Source organism: Salinithrix halophila, assembly GCF_042650125.1.
Lineage (GTDB): Bacteria > Bacillota > Bacilli > Thermoactinomycetales > DSM-45169 > Salinithrix > Salinithrix halophila.
In genome coordinates, this window is record NZ_JBHSAP010000015.1 from 469,524 (window position 1) to 488,830 (window position 19,307).

The window sequence follows — 19,307 nt, forward strand, 5'->3', positions numbered from 1 at the left end:
TCGGGTATCCGGGTGGCGGCGGTCTTTTTTTATCGTGAAATCTGAAGGAGGTGGCAATCATCGACGGAAAAAGCCGGAATGCGATCCGTCCTGGCCAGGTAGTAGATATCGTGTTAAAGGCGGATCAACGAACGGGGAAGCGGACCCGGGGAGTCGTCAAAGATATCTTGACGAAATCCTCGACCCATCCCCATGGAATCAAAGTGAGATTAGAAGATGGTCAAGTAGGTCGAGTGAAGGAAATCCTGGAAACCTGAACAGGAAAAATCATTCTTTTTACAAAAAAAGAGGGGTTCCCCCGTTGTATGAAACGGAAAGCCTTGCCATAATGGTAAAGGAAATCTTTTTCGGAGGAAAATCCACCCATGAAAAAGAAATGGAACCTGCTCCATGCTTCTCGTGGCTTTTTTTGTCTGCTCATGATCCTTTTCAATGCCCATCATATGGGGGTTCAGTTTTGGAAATCCGGTCCCTTCGGCTGGGATACCCCAGTGCGATCAGGGGCGATGGATTACTTTCTGATTTTGAGCGGATTTGTCCTTTTTCACACCTATCAGCATCGTATCGGAGATTTTGCCGCAGCTAGACATTTTTTTCGGAATCGGCTTTTCCGCATTTACCCTACCTACTGGTACATCTTTATCCCGATGGTTCCCTTTGCCGCTTTTTTTACTGGGGAAAAACTGGAGCTCGCAGATTACATCCGATCTTTTTTTCTCATGCCCATCTCCAATGGGGTAAACCCGCCGGCTTCGGTACTGAGTTACTTTTTACTGTTTTATGCTGTTTTCGGTTTGGTCCTCTTGGTGGGAAAAGGGCGGGGGACGGTCCTCCTTTCTCTGTGGTTCATGATCATCCTGATCCATTTTACCCACGGAATTTTCGAAGGCCATTCGGTGCTGGCGTTCGTGTTCAGCAAATACCATCTGTATTTCTTTGCTGGCGGTTTCATCGCCTACCTAGTGAAAAAGATAGAAATCCCTTATCCCCAGGTATTGGTCGGGGCAGGGCTAGCTGGTTTAGTCCTCACTTGGTTCAACAAGGTGAAGGGGTGGGTCCCGATCGACGAACTATACGAATTTGGAATCCCCGCAGCAACGGTTCTTTTTGGGTTGGCTCTCCTGGAGAGCGGAAGGGAACGAGTGATTCCGGGCTGGATAAATTTCCTAGGCCGGGCCTCCTACACCCTGTTTCTCACCCATTATCCGGTGCTGGCCCTCCTTTATCAGGGGTACACCGAGGCGGGTTTAACCCGGATGATAAGCCCTGCGGCTACAACCATGCTTATGGCTTTCCTCGCTGCAGCAATCGGATGTCTCTTGTACTTAATCGTGGAGAAGCCATTGCTCAACTTTTTGCTTCAAAACAGAAAAAAACCCGCCTCCGTAACCGGTTGACGGGCTGGTTTGCAGGGCCCTCTCCCATGGTGGGAGAGGGTCTTTGTGAATGGAGGAACTCCGCAGTTTAACCGGTAATTCGGGTGTTTTCACCCAGGCTTTCATCGGCTTCCGCTTCTTGCTGGCGAAGGTCGTTTAGCTTATCAGTCAATTTCATGAACCATTTTTTATCCTTAGTGGTAAGAGCGAGATCGATGAAATTGAGGAAATGACCCTCTTGGTCAAGGGGAGTGTCTTCTAGATATTTGATCCGGTCGGGGATGCTATGGGTCACCTTTCCGACCATATTGGTATTGTCAGATTGGGTAACACGCACTGCGATGGTGCCTTGTTGGGAATCGATTGATTCAATATATCCTTGAAACAGCTCATCGTTTTCGGTTTTGCCCTTCACCCAATCGCCAACTTGAAACGGGTGATTCAGCAAGGTTTCCATGGTCTACACCGCCTTTTCTGCAAGAGGTTTGTCGATTCTGCGGACAACTGGAATCTCTTTTATAAACAGCGGGGGTGTAAATAATAGGAACGAACGGATCCATCCGGTATTCCTGTCATTATAGGGGGCGGAACTTCTTACGTCAACCCCTTTGTCCAGTTCCTGCTGGTGGGAACCTCTTCCTTTGATTCTAGTACTATCATTCCCGGTTTTTTCTCCCTTTAATCCTCGTCTGAGAGATTTCCAGGATGACCTACTTGATTAAGCCCAGTCGCAGACCTTTGGCTACCGCTTCCGGGCGGTTCTTGGCGTTCAACTTTCTGAGAGCAGCCTGAGCGTATTCGGCAGCGGTATGTTCGCTGAGGTGAAGGGTTTCCCCGATGTGTCGGGTGGAGTATCCGTAAGCGATCATTTGGAGGATTTCCTGTTCCCGATGGGTGAGCAAAGGGGAGACAGGGGGGGCGGAGGACGACAAGGTCACACTCTCGTACAATCGGGTGCGGAGGGTGAGGGAAACCCTGGAGATGAGCTGTTCAAGCAGATCGATCTCCCTGGTTGTGGGGACGAAGCGTTCTCCGCCCCGATCCAGAAGCAGAAAACCAAAGGGCTGATTGTGCTTTCTATGAAGAGGGGCCACCAGCAGTGATTCCAGCTGGAATTGTTTCACATAGTGAAGGGGAAAGTGGAGCCGTGCGTCCGCCACATACAGGGGGCGACTCTCCTGGACGGCCCAGGTGATTCCCGGAATGTTCGATTCGAAGGTGCGTACCCGGCGCACTTCGGAAAGGTCGACCTGATGGGAATGGATTCCTTCTACGGTCCGTGTCACGGGGGAATACCAAAACAGGGCGCTTCGTTTAAAGCCGGTTGCATCCGCAATGTGGCGGACGGATAAGGTCAGAATTTCCTCCAAGGAATGGGATTCTAATAGAAACGTATCAAGAGTGATGATGGCCTCCTCCGGGGAGGGGGTTACAGGGTTTTCGCCGTCTCCGGGAGGGTTGTTTTGCAACGCTTTCCTGCTTTTACACTGGTCACTGAAGTGCGAGAAGGCGAGGGACAAAACCATGGAGTGAAGCCAGCGGATACCGGTGAGAACATCCAGTTCGGTTCGCCTGTGATCAAGAAGGCCGATCACAATTTCTTCAAAAAGCCCGAGGGTTAGGATAACCCGACCGGAATCCAGGAAGGGCTGACGCCGCCGGATTAAACGGAGGAATTTGTTCGTCAGGTGGGAGGAGTGGTCAGGCGCTAATCCCAGGTTGCGCCATAGAAGCAGAAAAAGGTCGTGGATGGCTTGTTTTTCTTCTTCCGGCAAGGAGACCATGGCCAGTTTGATCTTCCAGCTTGCTAATCCTTCTCTATCGCCTTGTTCTAGGGTATCCACGATCAGTTGCAATTCTCGATTCCCAACCGTCGGTATATTCAGAAATCCGGGGGTCTGCATCTTCATCCTCCTCTCATTCCCGCCAAAATCAATAAGTTCCCTGTTGCTGTGCCGTTTTTTTGTTTATAAGCGTATTGTTTGACACTCCCCATGCCTGAAGGCAGGGGATTCTTGGGAGCTCCCGTCTACTGACAGGATCATATCCAAGCTTAAACGGTCTGCCCGACCGCAAGTACTCGAAGTCCTTCTTGCAAGATATTGCGAGCCGCGTTGATGTCTCGGTCATGATGCTGGTGACATGCAAGGCATCTCCAATCCCGAAGGTTAAGATTCTTCACCTCTTTGTTTCGGTAGCCACAGGAGGAACACAGCTGGCTGGAAGGAAACTGTTTACCTACTTTCACCACGGTTCTTCCAACCCATTTGGCCTTGTAGGTGAGCATCGCCACAAATTCCGACCAGGACGCATCGGCGATGGATTTGGCTAGCTTGTGGTTTTTCACCATGTTCTTTACAGCTAAGTCTTCAATGCTAATCACTTGGTTTTCGTGAATCAGCTTCGAAGATAGCTTATGTAGGAAGTCATGGCGTGCGTGGGTGATCTTCTCATGAATGCGAGCGACTTTGATGCGTGCCTTATACCAGTTGGCACCGCCCTTCGTTCGTCGGCTCATGATCCGCTGTGCCTGCGCCAGTTTCTTTTCAACCTGCCGAAAATAGCGAGAGGGTTTGACCTTTGTACCATCGCTCAAGATGGCAAAGTCTTTCAGTCCTAAATCCACGCCAACGGCTTTCCCCTTTTCCACCGGAATATATGGACTCGTCTTTCGCTCACATAGGATGGATACAAAGTACTTACCCGAAGGATTGCGGCGAATCGTAGCGGAAAGGATACGCCCTTCTACTTCACGGGACTTAGCGAACTTCACCCATCCGAGCTTCGGGAGTTTGATTCGATTAGCGACGACTTCCACTGTGGGCTTTCCCTTTTTCGGATGGTTACACTGACTCGTGTAGGATTGCACCCGATTTCGTTTGCTTTTAAATCGAGGACGGTCATTTTGCTTTTTGAAGAAGCGGGAGAAGGAATCAGCGAGGTGTTTCAACGTATTCTGGAGTGACGTGGAATCCACTTCTCTCAGCCATTCGATGTCTTTTTTTAGCTGGGTCAGTTGAGCCGAACACGTCGCATAGGTAAGACCTTTTCCTGTGTTGTCGTAGGCTTCATTCCATTTCGCTAAGAATTGGTTGAAAACAAATCGACTACATCCGATGGATTTGTTAATTAGCGTAGCTTGTTCCTTGGTGGGATACAAGCGAAATTTAAATGCTTGGTGCACGGTTTTCACCTCCCCATAGAGATATAGCTAACATCATGATACCCTATTCTTCCATATGCCGTCAGCTAATACGGTCAGACTTGCGAGAGGGGTAAAAAGAACCCCTCCCTCGTCTAACGCTCGCTTTCATCCCCATATCTAAAGCTAGGGGCTTTCTCGCTCGCAAAGATATAATATTTCAAACCCGAATGCTGGAATTGTCCCCATAACCCCATGATGAAGGGGGAGGCATCACCCGCCATCATGGGGTTCCGGAACATTCGAAATTGTAATACGATTCCATTATTGGCGGAACATCGCTGATCCATTTAGGGTTTGTGTCTCCTTATGAATGGGAGTGGGTTACCATTGGTAACCGCTTACCGACTAAAAAAGCGAGGTGACTCTATTGACGTATCGCAGAAAGTGGTTCTGGACCTGTCTGACGATTTCATTGACCGTATTGTCTCTTATCGTTTCGGGACTGTTTGCTGGCGGTGTAGCAGCAGCAGTACCCATTGCTGGTATCGGCGGTTTTAGCATCGAGGCGGATCGGATCGTCATCACTGATTTTAAATTACTGCCCAAAGTGGGACCGACCAGTGAAAAAAAGGCGGTTCCCCAGGTAGCGACTCAGATGGATGCAAAGATCCGAGGGTTAAGGTTGTATAAAGATCTCCATATGCCAGGGCAAGGGAAAGTCCGTATCTTGGTGACTGCCTCGGGGGAAGTCATATCCAAAGGTATGGTTCTGGACATGTCCAAGCTAACCGGGGACCATGACTTCAAAAAGCTGACGATTAAAGAAAAGACGTCCAACGATTTTCGCCAAAAATTTGGGATGGATGCACCTGATTTGGTATTGACTAACCCGAAAATGCGGGGGCATTACCTCTTTAACAACAGCATCTCACTACCAGGTATGAAGCTGGAACTGAAGAAACTGGATTGAGGGGAGGAGAGGGTTGATGGGAGAAGGGACCGAGAGAATAATCACGAAGAAAAGCGTGAGACAAGCGCGTCCCAAAGCGGGACTGATCCTGCTGATTCTTTCCGGTTTGATAACTTTATATGTTCCCCTTCAATTGTACTGGTTGACTTTCGTTCCGGGCAACTTCGCCTTCACAGGTATTCTCTTTGGGGGACTGCTCCTCGCTTGTGGATTCGTCGGCTGGTGGATGCCTCAGTATACCCGCTTGCTCGGTGTTTTCGGCATCTTACTCGCTCTCCTTTCCCTGATCGGCGCCCTTGGCGGTTTGATCCTCGGGATGTTGGCAGGGATCGTGGGGGGAAGTCTCTGTGTTGCATGGGATAGAAAAGAAGCTTCCAGTGATGTTCAGGATAGAGATCCGGAAGGGGAGAAGTGGGCGGTCTGAGAGCAGCGGTTAAACTATTTATCCCCTGGGATATCAGCCAGGATGACCTGTCCCAGGAGTCAAACCCGCCTTTGTCCCGTACGGGGTGGTGAAGCGGGGGAGGATCGTTGAAGAAAAAAAGGTTTGTCGTTATCATCGTCTGTTTGACTATGGTTTTGTTGTTCGCTATGGTCCCATCCTCGACCGCTGTCGGCTCCTTGGAAAGTGGTCCGGAAGCCCTGATTATTCGGGCGGATCGGATTGAGTCCAAAGGATTGCTTCTCGGTCTGAGGAAGGGCAACCACGGGTTGGTTCTAAACCTCAAAATCCGCCAAGCCAACCTATCTGGGATGGAGATGGCCGGATCCTACAGAAATAGCAGTAGCAGGTGGAATCTAGGCATCCAGGACCCGGGTCCCGTATCCATCCAAGGCTTGTCAGTGAATGTCAGCGCAATCGGATTCAAAATCAAACCGGGAGATTTCATCCAATTTGAAAAACCCATGCAGATCGGTTCTTTGATGCCCGCCATCGTCCTTCACGATGTATATCTCCGTGTTGAGAAGATGGAAGCCGAAAAGGCCCGGATGCCGGCGTTGGATCTGGAGGCCGGGAAAGAGGTCTCCCTGGCTCCTCCCGATGGAGGTCTATTCATCGATTTACGCGGGTTTTCTTCCATGGGTGAGGGGAAGGCGGAAGACACGATCAACGACATGCTGGCTCAGAACGGGGACGCCAAACAAGGCAAGCCGACGAAGAAGCCCGACAAAAAGGCGGGAGGGAGCACAGGGGAAGAGCCATCAAAAGGGCCGGAGGAGCCGGACGAAAAAGGTGATTTACCGGAAAAGGAGCCCAAGGAGCCGCCTCCTGGTGATGGGCCAGATCAACCGGGCCCACAAAAAGAAAGGGTGGTACTCAAGCGTTATTTTCCTGCCCTTGAGATCGTCGGCAAGGCGAGAAAGTACGATTCTCGTGTGATCCTGATCCAGGGGAAAAAGGAGTACGATGCTAAGGATTGGGGGCGTGTCTTCCTAATGAAGCGTTTTTCCGGAACGGAAATGGAGATCACCGCCGAAGGGACGGATGCGGAAAAGGCTGTTAAAGAGTTAGCGGAGTGGTTTGGTGAGAAATAACGGATTAAAAAGGGGCTACCTTCTAAAGGTAGCCCCTTATACATGCAAGAATTAGAGGTTGAAAGAATGAAAAAGCCGGGCTGTCAGCCCGGTCTCTATCGCCGTTTTATTATCCGGTTCAGGGGCGGGAACGAAGGAGGGCTTTGCCGCTGTCGCAGGCAGGCTTTTGCACACGGGGGCAGTTAATGCAGGGGGCTGCTCCTGGAAGGCGGTGATAGAGGCAACAGGTCTGCCGGAGGCGCAGTTCCTGATCCGCTTTGGTGGGATGGGGAGCACAGCGGAAATCGGCTGCAAGCGGGTTGGTTCGGCCGTCAGCGGTTAAGGAGAGCCCGGAAGCCGTCAGATAGCGAAAGTCTCGGATAATTCGCTCCTGCTCCGCCGGGGAGTCAGTCTCCCGGCTCCATGTCTCGTAAAAGTGATGAAGATAGATACGTGCGCTCTCCCATAGGATCGAAGCTGGGACATGGTGGGACAGGCTTCCCAGCACCCGGTCCAGATTATCGGAGAAGAGACGACGTACCGCCTGTTCCCGCCAGACTTCTCTGTCCCCTTCCGGGCAAGAATGGATGGCCCCGTCCATCCATTCCAGCGTTACTTCCCATCCTTCACCAAAAGAAAGCTGTAAGTTTTCCGATGCATCATTGCGGGCGCGGTTTAGTCGCGTGATTTCATGGAGACTTGTTGAAAGCAGTCGGGCGGCATATCGTTTGGCTAACATGGAAGCGGCGACAGGAAGTTCTTCCGTTCCAATACGCCGGGCCCAGGCAGCGAGTACTTCATCCCGCCGATCTGGTTCGGTCAACTCTGATGCCGTCAGGGTAAGAAAAGGTTTTGGATGACGGGTGAGAGAAGCCCTTCTTTGCTTGTCGTTTCGGTCCTGGGCAGGTATCATTTTCTCCTCATCCTCCTGCGACCGTCAGTCGGTTGCTGCGAAGAAGACGTCCCTTGCCGTGGGGAACGCACATCGGGGTGCCAAAGACAGGATCGGGGATTACCTGGCAATTCAACCGGAAGACGTTTCGCACTAACTCTTCCGAGATAATCTCTTCCGGGCGCCCTTGGGCGAAGATCTTGCCTCCACTGATAGCCACGATATGGTGAGCATAGCGGCAGGCAAGGTTGAGATCGTGAAGCACCATGATAATGGTCCGACCTTCCTCGGCGTTGAGGTCGTAGAGAAGGTCCAGCACGTCGATCTGATGGGTCAGGTCCAGGTAAGTCGTTGGTTCGTCCAGGAGCAGGATATCCGTTCCCTGGGCGAGAGTCATGGCGATCCATGCCCGTTGTCGTTGTCCTCCTGACAGGGAATCGACTGGGCGGTACTTCAGGGAGGACATCCCGGTCACCTCCAGGGCCCACTCCACCATCTCTTCATCTTCCGAGGACCACTGGGACAGCCAGTTCTGATGAGGATACCGACCCTGTTTGGCCAGTTGCATCACCGTCAGACCTTCCGGCGCCACAGGCCCCTGAGGCAGGATAGCCAACTCACGGGCGGTTTTTCGGGTGGATTGGCTGGTGATATCCTGGCCGTTGAGGAGCACTGAACCGCTCTGCGGCTTCAGAAGGCGGGCAAGCGAACGGAGCAGGGTGGATTTTCCGCATCCATTGGAACCAACCAAGACCGTGATCTGTCCCTTAGGAATAATGAGATCCAGTTCTTCGATGACAGGGGAAGAACCGTATGCCAGTGTCAAGTTGTCAGTTACTAAAGTCGGTTTCAAGAGCGAACCCTCCCGGTTTCCTCAGATTCGAGGGAGTTAAGACTGTCGTCCGCTTCGGTACAGGAGAAGGATGAGAAACGGTGCCCCAAGTGCCGCTGTAAACAGGCCGGCAGGCAGGTCCAGGGGGCTGAAGGCAGTACGAGCGATCAGGTCGGCAGCCATCACCAGAAAACCGCCGGTCAACCCAGCAACGGGGAGCAGTTGTCCGTAGGACGGTCCTGTGAGCAATCGAGCGATGTGCGGAGACATCAGGCCGACGAAAGCGATCGGGCCGGCAACCGCCACCGCGGAACTGGCTAGGGCAACGCTGATCAGAATCAGCAAAAGTCGTTGACGCTGAACCGCATGCCCGATCCCTGCTGCCACCGCATCACCCATCTGCTGGGCGTTCAAATGGCGGCTGGAGAGAAGAGCCAGGAGCGTGAATAGGATCAGCCAAGGCAGGAATAGGTTGACAGTCTCCCAGGAGCTGGCGTAGACGCTTCCCGCAAGCCAGACCATTGCCTGGTTGGTAGCGTAGATGGGGCTTAGAATCAACAGCAGGGTCGTTAGACCGTTGGCCGCCGCATTGATTCCCACGCCGATCAATACCAAGCGCAGGGGGGAGATCCCTTTCTTCCACGCGAGAAAATAAATCAACAGGGCGGTCAAAGAGCCGCCGATAAGTGCGGCGACAGGAAGCCATGATGCCGCCGATCCGGTGAAAAGGGTGAGGGCGGCCACGGCTGCTACCGAAGCCCCCCCAGTAATCCCGATCACGTCGGGGGAGGCGAGTGGGTTCCTCATCACTCCCTGAAGGATAGATCCGGAAAGGGCCATGGCAATTCCTATCAGAAGGGCGGTCAAGACACGGGGCAAGCGAAGTGTCTGGATAATCATTTCATCTGCCGGATTGCCAATTCCGATCAGGGCCTTCCCAGCGTCCAGGGGAAGGATAGTCATTTCGCCCACCCCGACGCTGATAATCAGCAACGCTCCGCACAGGCAGGTCAGGGCGAGAATCAGAGTGAGGGCCCGCAGGCTGAGCTGGGCGGAGATGGGAAGGGATTGGCATCGAATCGTCACATGCTTCATCACTCTGAGACGCTCCTTCGGGCGATATAGATAAAGAAAGGAGCTCCGATCAAGGCGGTGAGGACCCCGACTGGTACTTCATCGGATAGGACATGGGCCCCTAAATCGGAGAGAAAGGCCATCACAGGCCCCCCCGGCATAATCAGGTACCGGGCACCGATATCCGCCAGCAACAAGAAGGTTGCTCCTAGAACAGCGCAGTAAGGGAGGATCCAGCGGTAATCAGAGCCCACCAGGAAACGTGCGAGATGAGGGATTACCAACCCGACCAGTCCGATCGGTCCGGCGACAGCGACGCTGCCCCCAGCCAGTAGGACGACGGCAAGAGCCGCTGTCAGTTTTACCCATGCTGTCCGTTGACCAAGACCTTTGGCCACGTCTTCACCGATTGTCAGGGTCGTGATGGAACGTCCCAAAAGAAGAGCGACCACCCATGCGATGGCGAAAAAAGGGAGAACATTCACCAGGGTCTCCAGGTTACGACCGACGATGGAACCGGACAGCCAATAAAGGATCTCGTCCAGAGCGTTTTCATCGGTAACGAGGATCCCCTGGGTCAGGGTGTTGAAAAAGGCGGTTATCGCCGCTCCCGCCAATGTCAACTTGATCGGTGTCAAACCTTCACGTCCCAGGGTGCTTAAACCGTAAACAACCAGCCCGCTGACAGCCGCACCGAGAAAGGCGATCCAGGTAAAGGATGCATAGGAGCGGACAGAGAAAAAGCTGGATGCCATGACCACGAAAAAAGCGGCCCCGGCATTGATACCAAAGATTCCGGGAGAGGCAAGGGGATTCCGGGTTAGCGCCTGCATCAACGCCCCGGCAATCCCTAGGCTTGCTCCCACACAAACGGCAATGAGAGCCCGGGGGAGGCGGGTAGTTTTTACCACGAGTTGTTCTTTTGTCGGGTCTGACGCCTGCCAGGCATCCATCATCGTATACCAGTCGATGTGAGTCAGCCCGAGCTTAATACTGCCGACGAAACAGGCGGCTAGTGCCACCAATCCGATGAACAGTCCCACTGGGCGGAGGGTTCCTTGAAGGGGCATGGCTCGATCTCCTATATCATCTGCGAATACAGACCGGATGCATTTTTGCTCTCCCTTGTATGATAATCATTATCAGTAGAGGCGTCAATAAGCTGATAATCATTCTCAATTTATTTCTTGACAGAAACAACTCGACTGTCTACGATAATGTCAGTACTGAAAATCATTATCAACGAGAGATTGGGAGGATGCAGATATGAGATTGGGTCGTATACAAAAAAGAATCATGGCCGCCATGTTGGCCTTCGGTCTGCTGATCACAGCGGGTTGCGGAGCGAATTCAGCAGATCAAAAATCTTCGGAAAACAAGGAGAATGAAAAGGAGCGCGTGGTCAAGCACGCCGTGGGTGAAACCAAGATTAAAGGTACCCCGAAACGGGTTGTTACACTGACCAACGATGCTACCGACAATACCCTGGCTCTGGGAGTCAAACCAGTGGGAGCCGTGAAGTCCTGGATTGGTGATCCTTACTATGACTTTATTTCCGATGATATGAAAGGGGTCAAGGTGGTAGGCGAAGAAGTACAGCCCAATCTGGAAGCGATCGCCGCGCTCAAGCCGGATCTGATTATCGGCAGCAAAGTGCGCCACGAAAAAATCTATAAGCAGCTTTCCGGGATCGCCCCAACTGTCTATACTGAAACAGTGGGCCACGTCTGGAAAGACAATTTCAAACTGCATGCAAAAGCCTTGAATAAAGAAGAGGAAGCCGACAAGCAGTTGGAGAATTGGGATAAGAAGATCGCCGACTTCAAGAAGAAAATGGGAGATAAACTGGATACGAAAGTCTCGATCATCCGCTTCCTGCCGGGAGTCGTGCGAATCCACCACAACGGATTCCCTGATGCGATTGTGAAGGAAGCCGGCCTAGACAGGCCCAAGGTACAGAAGAAAGAAGAGCACTCCAGTGAGGTAACGGAAGAGCGCATCCCCGATATGGACGGCGATGTGATGTTTGTCCTAACTATGGAAGCTGGAGATGGCAAGGCAACCAAATTGGAGAAGGAATGGATGAACAAGCCCCTCTTCAAAAAGCTGGACGTAGTGAAAAAGGACCGTGTCTACAAAGTCAACGATATCTACTGGAACCTCTCCGGGGGTATCCAGGGAGCCAACAGAATGCTGGATGATCTGGAGAAGCATCTGGCCAAGAAGTGAAGGGCGGGGACGGAGCACTCTCCTCTTAGAGAAACGAGCCCAAGGCCCCTTGGCTTGGTGAGTGGACATTAACCATGATGACCTCTCATCCATAGGGGGACACCGGACAGGTGTCCCTTTTTTGTGTAAAAAAAGGGGGATCCCGCTTCCCTCTCAGCATGAGCGATGGCGAGGATGTGTATGGTATAATAAGGGACAATTGAAACCGCCCGGGGTTTTCGAACGTTCCATGGGGTGAGTCAATCTGTCGCCCGGTGAGAAAAAGAGAGGTGGAAGTATGATGGATCGCGTGATGCCCTCAGGCGGTCTGCCAACTGATCGGGGATGGGCCTCAGCGACGGTCGTGGGCCATAATAAGGACGTCCTGCTTGTGTCGGAGAATTTCGGAGCAGGGCACACCCGAGCCGCCGAAGCGCTGGCAAGAGGAATTGGGGAAGCGGACGCCGGCATTCGGGTCCATATGGTGGAATTGGGTCGCGAACTGCGCCCGCAGATGAACCAAGCCTTATTATATTCCTACTTGGGGATGATTCGGAAAGCCCCCAATCTGTGGCGCAAAGTGTACGGACGTCACCATGGCCGTTCTTTTCCCCGTTGGATCGAATGGTGTTTGTACCATTCCCTTTATTCCAGCCTTTCGGAGTATATCCAGCGTTTCCAACCCCGGTTGGTTGTATCGACCCACCCCTTCGCCAGTTCGGGGATCGCCCGTCTCAAGCGGGAGGGGACTCCTCTATTACTGTGTACGGTTATAACGGATTTTGCTGCCCATGGATCTTGGGTTAATCCGGAGGTGGATCTTTATCTGGTTCCTCACCACGGGGTGAAGGATCAGTTGATCTGGATGGGGGTAAAGCCCGGACGAATTGCTGTAACGGGAATCCCTGCCGATAATCGCTTCTGGGAAGAAAAGGACAAAACGGAGACCCGGCTTCGGCTGGGGCTGAAGCCGATGCCGACGGTATTGATTTTAGGGGGCGGTCTCGGTGTGGGGCGTACCAGTGACATGGTACGTACAGCTGCTAAATGGAAGGATCATCTCCAGCTGGTGGTATGTACCGGGCACAATGAAAAACTGAGGGAATCCTTCCTCCAATGTGAAGAGTTAAAGCATCCCCATGTCCATATCACCGGTTTTACAAGAGAGATCGCGGACTGGATGGATGCTGCAGATATCATCTTATCCAAACCCGGCGGTATGACTTGTACAGAGGCTATCGCCAAAGGCAAGCCTCTTCTCCTCTTCGGTTCGATCCCCGGACATGAGGAGAAGAATAGTCACTTTATGGAAGAGCAAGGTCTGGCGGTACGGGTTTCCGATGAAGAAGAACTGGACGGGTGGTTCCATCGTCTGCTAACGGACGAACACTGTTTTGACCGGGTTCGCGAGCAGATGCTGACATGGCGGTGGAAGATCCATCCCTCCCGAAGCGTATCCGCAGTTCTTCACCTATTGGAACCCTCTACTGCCCGATAAACCCGCCCGAATACACCCATTTCCCCGGTTGATGAATCGATCTTGTTCTTTTTCCAACAGATGGATATAATGCTAACGTGCGTTTATTTTACGGTAAAGGGAGTCTTTGAAGTTGGATATGGACTCGCGTCACGAGAAATTAAGGGAGAGATGGGTTCAATTTTTATATATATCGATCCTGTTTTCCCCAGTTTTACCGGCGGCTGTCCTGTTGCTGATGGGGATCATTTCCCCATATCTATTGAAAGGGAAATGGAAGCCTTTCGGATGGCCGGAAAGAATCTTCCTCGCCTTCGTCGTTCTCAGCACGGTGAGCTGGGTTTTCAATCCCTACCTTCTGTTTGACTGGTTACCTGTTGCGGTTGTGCCGATTCTTTCTTTCGGCCTGTATGTGATCCTCTCTGTATGGATGAAACGGGGCCTGGATTGGACATGGGTTCGGTACCAAAAGTTGTACACCATGTTTTGGATTGCCGGGTTATACCCTGCGATTGTGACCATCTTGCAACGGGTGGATTGGATGCCGATTGGAAGATCCGCCTTTTTTTATTTTTTGGGCTTTTATCCGATGCAGGCAGAGGGTGTTCGTAGCATCGGTCCTGCTCTAAACTCCAATCTGGCAGCGGCACTCCTGATCTGCCTTGCCCTCCTCAGCATCTACGCTACCTCCCTGGCGCGTAACCGATGGGAGAAGGCGGGTGCCTTTTTCATCTTTTTCGTCCATTGCGGGGCGATTTGGTGTACAGGTTCCCGGGGTGCCTGGGTTGGGCTGGTGCTCGGCCTCCTGGTCCAGGTATGGATGACCGGAAAACGAAAACGGGCGGTGGCTTTCTTCCTGGGCTTGGTGGCTGCCGCTATGGTGATCGCCACAAACAAAACCCTGATACCGCGGGAGGATACGCTTCTTGCCACCTATCACGTTCGTAAATTCGTTTGGCAGAATTCCTTTGAAATCTTTCGCGAAAATTGGTTGATTGGAGTATTACCTCTTCATTTTAGCTCGCTTTTTGAAGTGAAGACGGGAAAATTGCTGTTTCACGCGCATAATGTTTTTCTGGGAATTGCTTCGGAGTACGGCATCTTTGGGCTGTTCTTATTTCTCACTCTCATCGTGGTCACCACCGCCCGTGCCCGCCGCTGGCGGAAGACAGCCAATGATCGGAAGGAGAAGCGGTTGGCAGGGGTGTTGATCTCCATCATTTTCGCTTTGTTGGGTCACGGGATGTATGATTATCCAATCATCGCTCCCCAGCTCGGACTGATTTTCATGTCGTCGGTGATGGTGATTAACGCCCAGTTCGAGCGGCGCTGCTTGCGCCCACCTTGGTGTAAGAACGGGAAGGAGAACGGAGTCGAGCAGTCGAAGGAGAGGGGACCCCATTTTTGACACCGAGGTGGAACCCTTGAATCCTTTTTTTGCTTATCTGTACCGGATGCGCCTTATCGACCGGTGGAGCCTGATGCGAAATGTCGTCTCGGAAAACGTGGCGGAACACAGCTTTCATGTGGCTCTCCTCACTCATGCCCTCTGCACGATCGCTTCCGAGGTCTTTGGGAAAGAGGTCCCGGTCGACAAAGCGGTCACCTTGGCCCTGTTTCACGATGCGACGGAGGTGATCACCGGGGATATCCCGAGTCCGGTCAAGCATCATAACCCTCGTATATTGAAGGGCTTCCGAGAGATCGAGAATCTGGCGGCAGAACGGTTAACGGAGATGGTTCCGGAGAAACTGCGGGAGCATTACCGTCCCCTGATCCAGCCCTCCGATCCCGACTTACATCGTTGGGTGAAGGGGGCGGATCTCTTGGACGGATACCTTAAGTGTCTAACCGAAATCTCTGCCGGTAACCGGGAATTCGCCGTCGCCGGAGAAGAGCTGAAACAGCGCCTCGATGCCCTCGATATGCCCGAGGTGGCCTATTTCCTGAAACATTTCGCCGACAGCTTTTCCAAAACCATCGATGAAATCTCTTCTTAAAAGGAGCTTCTTGATTTTGCTCCTAGGCAATGCGCTTTTTTTTCTTACGCGGTTAATCTTAAAAAGACAAATATCAAATGGTTTTGATGGGAATTAACCGGACTTAATCCTTTGAGTAGCCTTCCTAGAAAACCCCCGTTCCAAGGAATTAAATGGAAACGGGGGTTTGTTCTATTCTAGGATCGGGTACCAGTATTCTTTTTATAAATAGAGAGGTTTAAAGGAGAATAATTGTGATATGATGCATCTCGGAAAGTCTGTTATTTTTTAATCAAATAATGAAAAACCAGAGAGAGGAGAAGGTGTCTTGATTTGGTTGGGGAATGTAAGCAAACGCTACGGTAAGGTGGGTAGGCCGGCGGTTGACGGACTCCAGTTAAAGGTAGAACCGGGGGAGATTTTCGGTTTTCTGGGGCCCAACGGAGCCGGGAAAACGACCACGATTAAGATGTTGACCGGGATTATCCGGCCTGATGAAGGCGAAGTAGAGGTGGACGGAGTCTCCATGAGGGAAAATCCTCTCGATGGAAAGCGGCGCATCGGTTATGTGCCGGACAATCCGGAGGCGGTGATGCGCCTGACTGGCCTGGAATATTTCCGCTTTATTGCGGACGTTTACGGGGTGGCAGAAGAGGAGCGGGAAGAGCGCTTGCCGAAGTTGCTTCACCGTTTCGGGATGGAGGAGGCCGTCGACATGCTGATGCAGGATTATTCCCGCGGAATGAAGCAGAAAACGTGGGTGATCGCCTCTCTGCTGCATGATCCTCCGGTCTGGATATTGGACGAACCGATGGTGGGTCTGGACCCCTGGGCCTCTGCCCGGCTGAAGGAAGAGATGAAGAGCCGCTCGACGGCTGGGAAGACGGTTTTCTTCTCCACCCATGTGCTGGAGGTAGCGGAGCGCCTCTGTGATCGAGTGGCGATCCTCAGAGAGGGACAACTGGTGGCGACCGGTCGGGTGGAGGATTTGAAACGGGGTGACGGTGACCAGGTGGCCGACCGGGAAACACTGGAAGCTTACTTTCTGGAGTTGACCGGCTCATGAAACAGTGGTGGGCTTTATTGCGCGTGATCCTAAGGGGGCAATTCGCTTTATCCGTGCTCCGTGATCGCTATATCCGGAAACAGGAGCGGCTGTGGGAGCCGCTGTTGACGCTCTTTTTTCTGCTGTTCTTAGTGCCCCTCTTGCTCGTGCTGATCGAAATATATTCAGCCGTTTATCTCGCCCTCGACCGGGTGGGTCAGCCGGAGGCTTTGCTGACGGCTTTGGTTGTTGGTGGTCAGCTCTGGGTCTTGTTTTTCGGTTTCATCCACCTGATCGGACAACTTTATTTTGTTCGGGATGCGGAAGCCCTGTTACCTCTTCCCGTCACGCCACGCCAGGTGCTCGGAGCCCGTTTGGTAGGGATCTGGATCGGGCAGGTGGTCGGCCTGCTTCCGTGTTTTCTAACGGGATTCCTCGTGTATGGCGTGCTGGGAGGCGAAGGTCTTCCCTATTACCTGATGTTAGTGCCGATGTTGATGGCGATGCCGCTTCTCCCCCTGGCACTTTCCGGGGCGATCGTGCTGGTACTAATGCGGGTAACCAATATTCGCGGGCAGCAGAGCTGGTGGCGCGTGTTAGGTTCCATGAGCGGCATTTTGGTTCTCATTGGATTTCAGGTTGCTGCCAATTCGAGAGGGGACTGGAAGGATCCCGAGGTTGCGGGTGAATGGCTGACCCAGCCCGGTGGCCTTTCCGATATGATCGCTGCCTGGTTTCCCCCGTCGCAGTGGGCAGTGGAAAGTCTGGTCTCCTTTCAGGAGGGGGCGGGTTTCGGTTCCCTTTTCGTCGCCGGTGGAATACTGGCTGCGGTGATTTTTGTGTGGTTAGGCGGGTCCCTTTATTACCGGGGACTCACTGCAAGTGGAGGAAAGAAGCAAAGCCGGGAAAAAAATCCGCTCAGTCGGCGTGTGTTCCGTTCGCGCTCGTTGTTCCGGACAATGCTGGCTCGGGAGTGGCAGCTGGTGATGGGGACGCCTGTTTTTATCATGGACGCCGTGTTTCCGCTGATGATGTTTCCTGCCATGGTTTTACTGCCGTCATTGTTGGGAGGGGAAGGAAATGGATGGGGAGCTGCCTTTTCAGCGAACGTTTCTCCTCTTGTGGCGGTCTGGGCCGGGGTTGGGGTAGTCGTACTGATGGGGGGAGTGAATGGAATAGCTTTCTCCGCCATCTCCCGAGAAGGGGAATTTTTCTATCTTTCCAAAGTGATTCCCGTCTCCTGGCAGATACAATTGGCGGCCAAGTGGGTGGTTACGCTGGTTTTCACGGTGATCAGTGCTCTGATTGTGTCGGCGGGGCAGCTTTGGCTACTCGGTGCTCCCGTTGTGACGTTGTGGACCCTCGTCACAAGTATATTGGCGGCGTCCTTTGTAAATCTGTGCGGTATCCTCTTTGACCTGATTTCTCCCATCCTCGACTGGCAGATACCCCAGGAGGCGATGCGGAGGGGGTTTAATCGCCTATGGGGGCTCTTCCTGCTTTTCGGCGGAGCGTTGGTCGTTCTCATGTTCAATGTGCTTGCAGTTCGTGCTGGACTTTCCTTCACGGTCATTCAAGTGTTATGGCTCCTTGTTCTGGTGGGGCTGAACATGGGGGTGTGGTTCTCTCTCAAACGGACAGCTGGGTTCCGTTATCAGCGAATTGAAGGATAATGACAAAAAAGCCGATCCCTCATGCGAGAGGGGTCGGCTTTTACTGTTTAAGCGTGTGGGTTAAAAGCTTCCTGACCCTGTAACCGGATAGTGATCTGAGTAATCGTCATACTCGTACCGGCCCCCCTTCCACTTGGGGGATTTGGATTTCCAGACATGATTGTTCCATCCTTTGATCGGGGCGTGATCTTTCGAAACGAAAAGATAATCCAAAAATTCCGGTGGCAGTTCCGGGTAGTTATAGCCGGCGATACTATTGGTAACCGGATCCCACGTCGATGAGTGGCCGGTGAAGCGAGGCTCATCGACACGGAGGGTGTTTAACATGTCGCGGTATTCGTCTGTGTCCTTGATGACATTGAAATCACCGCCGATGAAAAGGGGTTCATCGGTAGGAATTTGTTTGTCACGGATAAAATCACGGATTTCCTGCAACTGGGATCGGCGGACGGATTCGGCTTTTCCGCGAAAACAGCCTTTATCCTGGGATTGCATGTGCGTTCCGATGACGTGGAAAAATTGATTACCTCTTTTCACTTTCACATAAACAAATCCCTTGTTGGAAAACCAATCCGCTCCGCATCCGTTTTTATAGACATGCTGGATCTTCTCTGTGATGGGGTACTTGCTGACAACGGCAACCCCCCCATCTTCCGGGGTGGTGGTGGAATAGTGCCCCCGAGTCTGATCCCAGCCCTTTTTACTTCTTCCCAGTACTGGGGTTTGATGGGGGTATCGGTCTGACAGGCCGTTCATCAACTTCTTCGAAGCCGGATTATCAAAGGCTTCGTTTAGGATAATCAGGTCATTCTGTTGGATGAAGTCAGCTTCTTGAATCAGTTCAGCCCTTTTTGTTTGCCCCCAGCGGGGATACAGATGGTGGGAAAGCATGTAGACATTATACGTAAGCAACCGAAAATCCCTTTGTCCTTCCGCTTCTGCTGCATTTGTAACCGATGCGGGAAGTATCGCTGTTAAACCCAATACGAGAGCAAAAACCCATCCCCAAATATTTTTTCGGTTCACTTGAACCCTCCTTATCCGTCGGTATAGGGTCTATTATGACCAAAAAATGTTTAATTTCGTATAAGGAACCATTAATTTATTCTGATAGGGGTATC

19 protein-coding genes are annotated in these 19,307 nt (G+C 52.2%); 11 read left to right on the forward strand and 8 right to left on the reverse strand.

The genetic code is table 11. The features are described from left to right. Positions 1 to 59 precede the first annotated feature (59 nt). Positions 60 to 257 (forward strand): YwbE family protein, encoded by a 198-nt coding sequence (locus ACFOUO_RS12530; RefSeq protein ID WP_380705576.1) that lies wholly within the window; start codon positions 60 to 62, stop codon positions 255 to 257. A 108-nt stretch (positions 258 to 365) separates the two neighbouring features. Then, positions 366 to 1,397, forward strand: coding sequence for an acyltransferase family protein (locus tag ACFOUO_RS12535; protein ID WP_380705452.1), 1,032 nt, complete (start codon positions 366 to 368; stop codon positions 1,395 to 1,397). 67 nt (positions 1,398 to 1,464) lie between these two features. On the opposite strand, the gene ACFOUO_RS12540 is transcribed toward ACFOUO_RS12535, so the two are convergent. The 3 genes from ACFOUO_RS12540 to tnpB all read right to left on the reverse strand — a co-directional run bounded on the left by ACFOUO_RS12540 (position 1,465) and on the right by tnpB (position 4,560). Next, positions 1,465 to 1,833: an IDEAL domain-containing protein gene (locus ACFOUO_RS12540; RefSeq protein ID WP_380705453.1), complete on the reverse strand. Its 369-nt coding sequence runs from the start codon at positions 1,831 to 1,833 to the stop codon at positions 1,465 to 1,467. A 253-nt stretch (positions 1,834 to 2,086) separates the two neighbouring features. After that, positions 2,087 to 3,280 (reverse strand): helix-turn-helix transcriptional regulator, encoded by a 1,194-nt coding sequence (locus ACFOUO_RS12545; protein ID WP_380705454.1) that lies wholly within the window; start codon positions 3,278 to 3,280, stop codon positions 2,087 to 2,089. A 149-nt stretch (positions 3,281 to 3,429) separates the two neighbouring features. Next, complete coding sequence (tnpB, locus tag ACFOUO_RS12550; RefSeq protein ID WP_380705455.1) at positions 3,430 to 4,560, reverse strand: IS200/IS605 family element RNA-guided endonuclease TnpB; 1,131 nt, start codon at positions 4,558 to 4,560, stop codon at positions 3,430 to 3,432. Between the two features lie 388 nt (positions 4,561 to 4,948). On the opposite strand from tnpB, the gene ACFOUO_RS12555 reads away from it, so the two are divergent. From ACFOUO_RS12555 to ACFOUO_RS12565, 3 genes are all read left to right on the forward strand, one after another. Next, positions 4,949 to 5,491 carry a DUF6230 family protein gene (locus tag ACFOUO_RS12555; protein WP_380705456.1) on the forward strand — a complete coding sequence of 181 codons (543 nt, stop codon included), beginning with the start codon at positions 4,949 to 4,951 and terminating at the stop codon, positions 5,489 to 5,491. 16 nt (positions 5,492 to 5,507) lie between these two features. After that, complete coding sequence (locus tag ACFOUO_RS12560) at positions 5,508 to 5,915, forward strand: DUF6114 domain-containing protein (RefSeq protein WP_380705457.1); 408 nt, start codon at positions 5,508 to 5,510, stop codon at positions 5,913 to 5,915. A 107-nt stretch (positions 5,916 to 6,022) separates the two neighbouring features. Continuing rightward, positions 6,023 to 7,027, forward strand: coding sequence for an HPr family phosphocarrier protein (locus tag ACFOUO_RS12565; RefSeq protein ID WP_380705458.1), 1,005 nt, complete (start codon positions 6,023 to 6,025; stop codon positions 7,025 to 7,027). A 118-nt stretch (positions 7,028 to 7,145) separates the two neighbouring features. Here ACFOUO_RS12565 and ACFOUO_RS12570 read toward each other — a convergent pair whose 3' ends face one another. Genes ACFOUO_RS12570 through ACFOUO_RS12585 form a run of 4 tightly spaced genes read right to left on the reverse strand, consistent with a single transcriptional unit; the run spans position 7,146 to position 10,874 of the window. Further along, positions 7,146 to 7,919 (reverse strand): (2Fe-2S)-binding protein, encoded by a 774-nt coding sequence (locus ACFOUO_RS12570; protein ID WP_380705459.1) that lies wholly within the window; start codon positions 7,917 to 7,919, stop codon positions 7,146 to 7,148. Positions 7,920 to 7,926: 7 nt separating this feature from the next. Next, the gene (locus ACFOUO_RS12575) at positions 7,927 to 8,751 is read right to left on the reverse strand and encodes an ABC transporter ATP-binding protein (RefSeq protein ID WP_380705460.1); all 825 of its coding nucleotides are present in this window, start codon (positions 8,749 to 8,751) and stop codon (positions 7,927 to 7,929) included. Between the two features lie 36 nt (positions 8,752 to 8,787). After that, the gene (locus ACFOUO_RS12580) at positions 8,788 to 9,828 is read right to left on the reverse strand and encodes a FecCD family ABC transporter permease (RefSeq protein ID WP_380705461.1); all 1,041 of its coding nucleotides are present in this window, start codon (positions 9,826 to 9,828) and stop codon (positions 8,788 to 8,790) included. Next, positions 9,825 to 10,874: a FecCD family ABC transporter permease gene (locus ACFOUO_RS12585; RefSeq protein WP_380705462.1), complete on the reverse strand. Its 1,050-nt coding sequence runs from the start codon at positions 10,872 to 10,874 to the stop codon at positions 9,825 to 9,827. The genes ACFOUO_RS12580 and ACFOUO_RS12585 overlap by 4 nt, the downstream gene beginning before the upstream one ends. Before the next feature lie 196 nt (positions 10,875 to 11,070). Here ACFOUO_RS12585 and ACFOUO_RS12590 point away from each other — a divergent pair, with 196 nt between their 5' ends. The 6 genes from ACFOUO_RS12590 (at position 11,071) to ACFOUO_RS12615 (ending at position 18,186) form a co-directional block, all read left to right on the forward strand. Then, the gene (locus ACFOUO_RS12590) at positions 11,071 to 12,033 is read left to right on the forward strand and encodes an ABC transporter substrate-binding protein (RefSeq protein WP_380705463.1); all 963 of its coding nucleotides are present in this window, start codon (positions 11,071 to 11,073) and stop codon (positions 12,031 to 12,033) included. A gap of 280 nt (positions 12,034 to 12,313) precedes the next feature. Then, complete coding sequence (locus tag ACFOUO_RS12595) at positions 12,314 to 13,510, forward strand: MGDG synthase family glycosyltransferase (protein ID WP_380705464.1); 1,197 nt, start codon at positions 12,314 to 12,316, stop codon at positions 13,508 to 13,510. A 118-nt stretch (positions 13,511 to 13,628) separates the two neighbouring features. Further along, the gene (locus ACFOUO_RS12600) at positions 13,629 to 14,897 is read left to right on the forward strand and encodes an O-antigen ligase family protein (protein WP_380705577.1); all 1,269 of its coding nucleotides are present in this window, start codon (positions 13,629 to 13,631) and stop codon (positions 14,895 to 14,897) included. 7 nt (positions 14,898 to 14,904) lie between these two features. Then, positions 14,905 to 15,489, forward strand: coding sequence for a 5'-deoxynucleotidase (gene yfbR / locus ACFOUO_RS12605; RefSeq protein WP_380705465.1), 585 nt, complete (start codon positions 14,905 to 14,907; stop codon positions 15,487 to 15,489). A 307-nt stretch (positions 15,490 to 15,796) separates the two neighbouring features. After that, positions 15,797 to 16,534 (forward strand): ABC transporter ATP-binding protein, encoded by a 738-nt coding sequence (locus ACFOUO_RS12610; protein ID WP_380705466.1) that lies wholly within the window; start codon positions 15,797 to 15,799, stop codon positions 16,532 to 16,534. Further along, entirely contained in the window at positions 16,531 to 18,186 is a 1,656-nt protein-coding gene (locus ACFOUO_RS12615; RefSeq protein WP_380705467.1) for a hypothetical protein, read from the forward strand. Before ACFOUO_RS12610 ends, ACFOUO_RS12615 begins: the two co-directional genes overlap by 4 nt. Positions 18,187 to 18,246: 60 nt before the next feature. Here ACFOUO_RS12615 and sph read toward each other — a convergent pair whose 3' ends face one another. Continuing rightward, positions 18,247 to 19,212, reverse strand: a complete 966-nt coding sequence (gene sph / locus ACFOUO_RS12620; protein ID WP_380705468.1) for a sphingomyelin phosphodiesterase — start codon at positions 19,210 to 19,212, stop codon at positions 18,247 to 18,249. Positions 19,213 to 19,307: the final 95 nt, after the last annotated feature.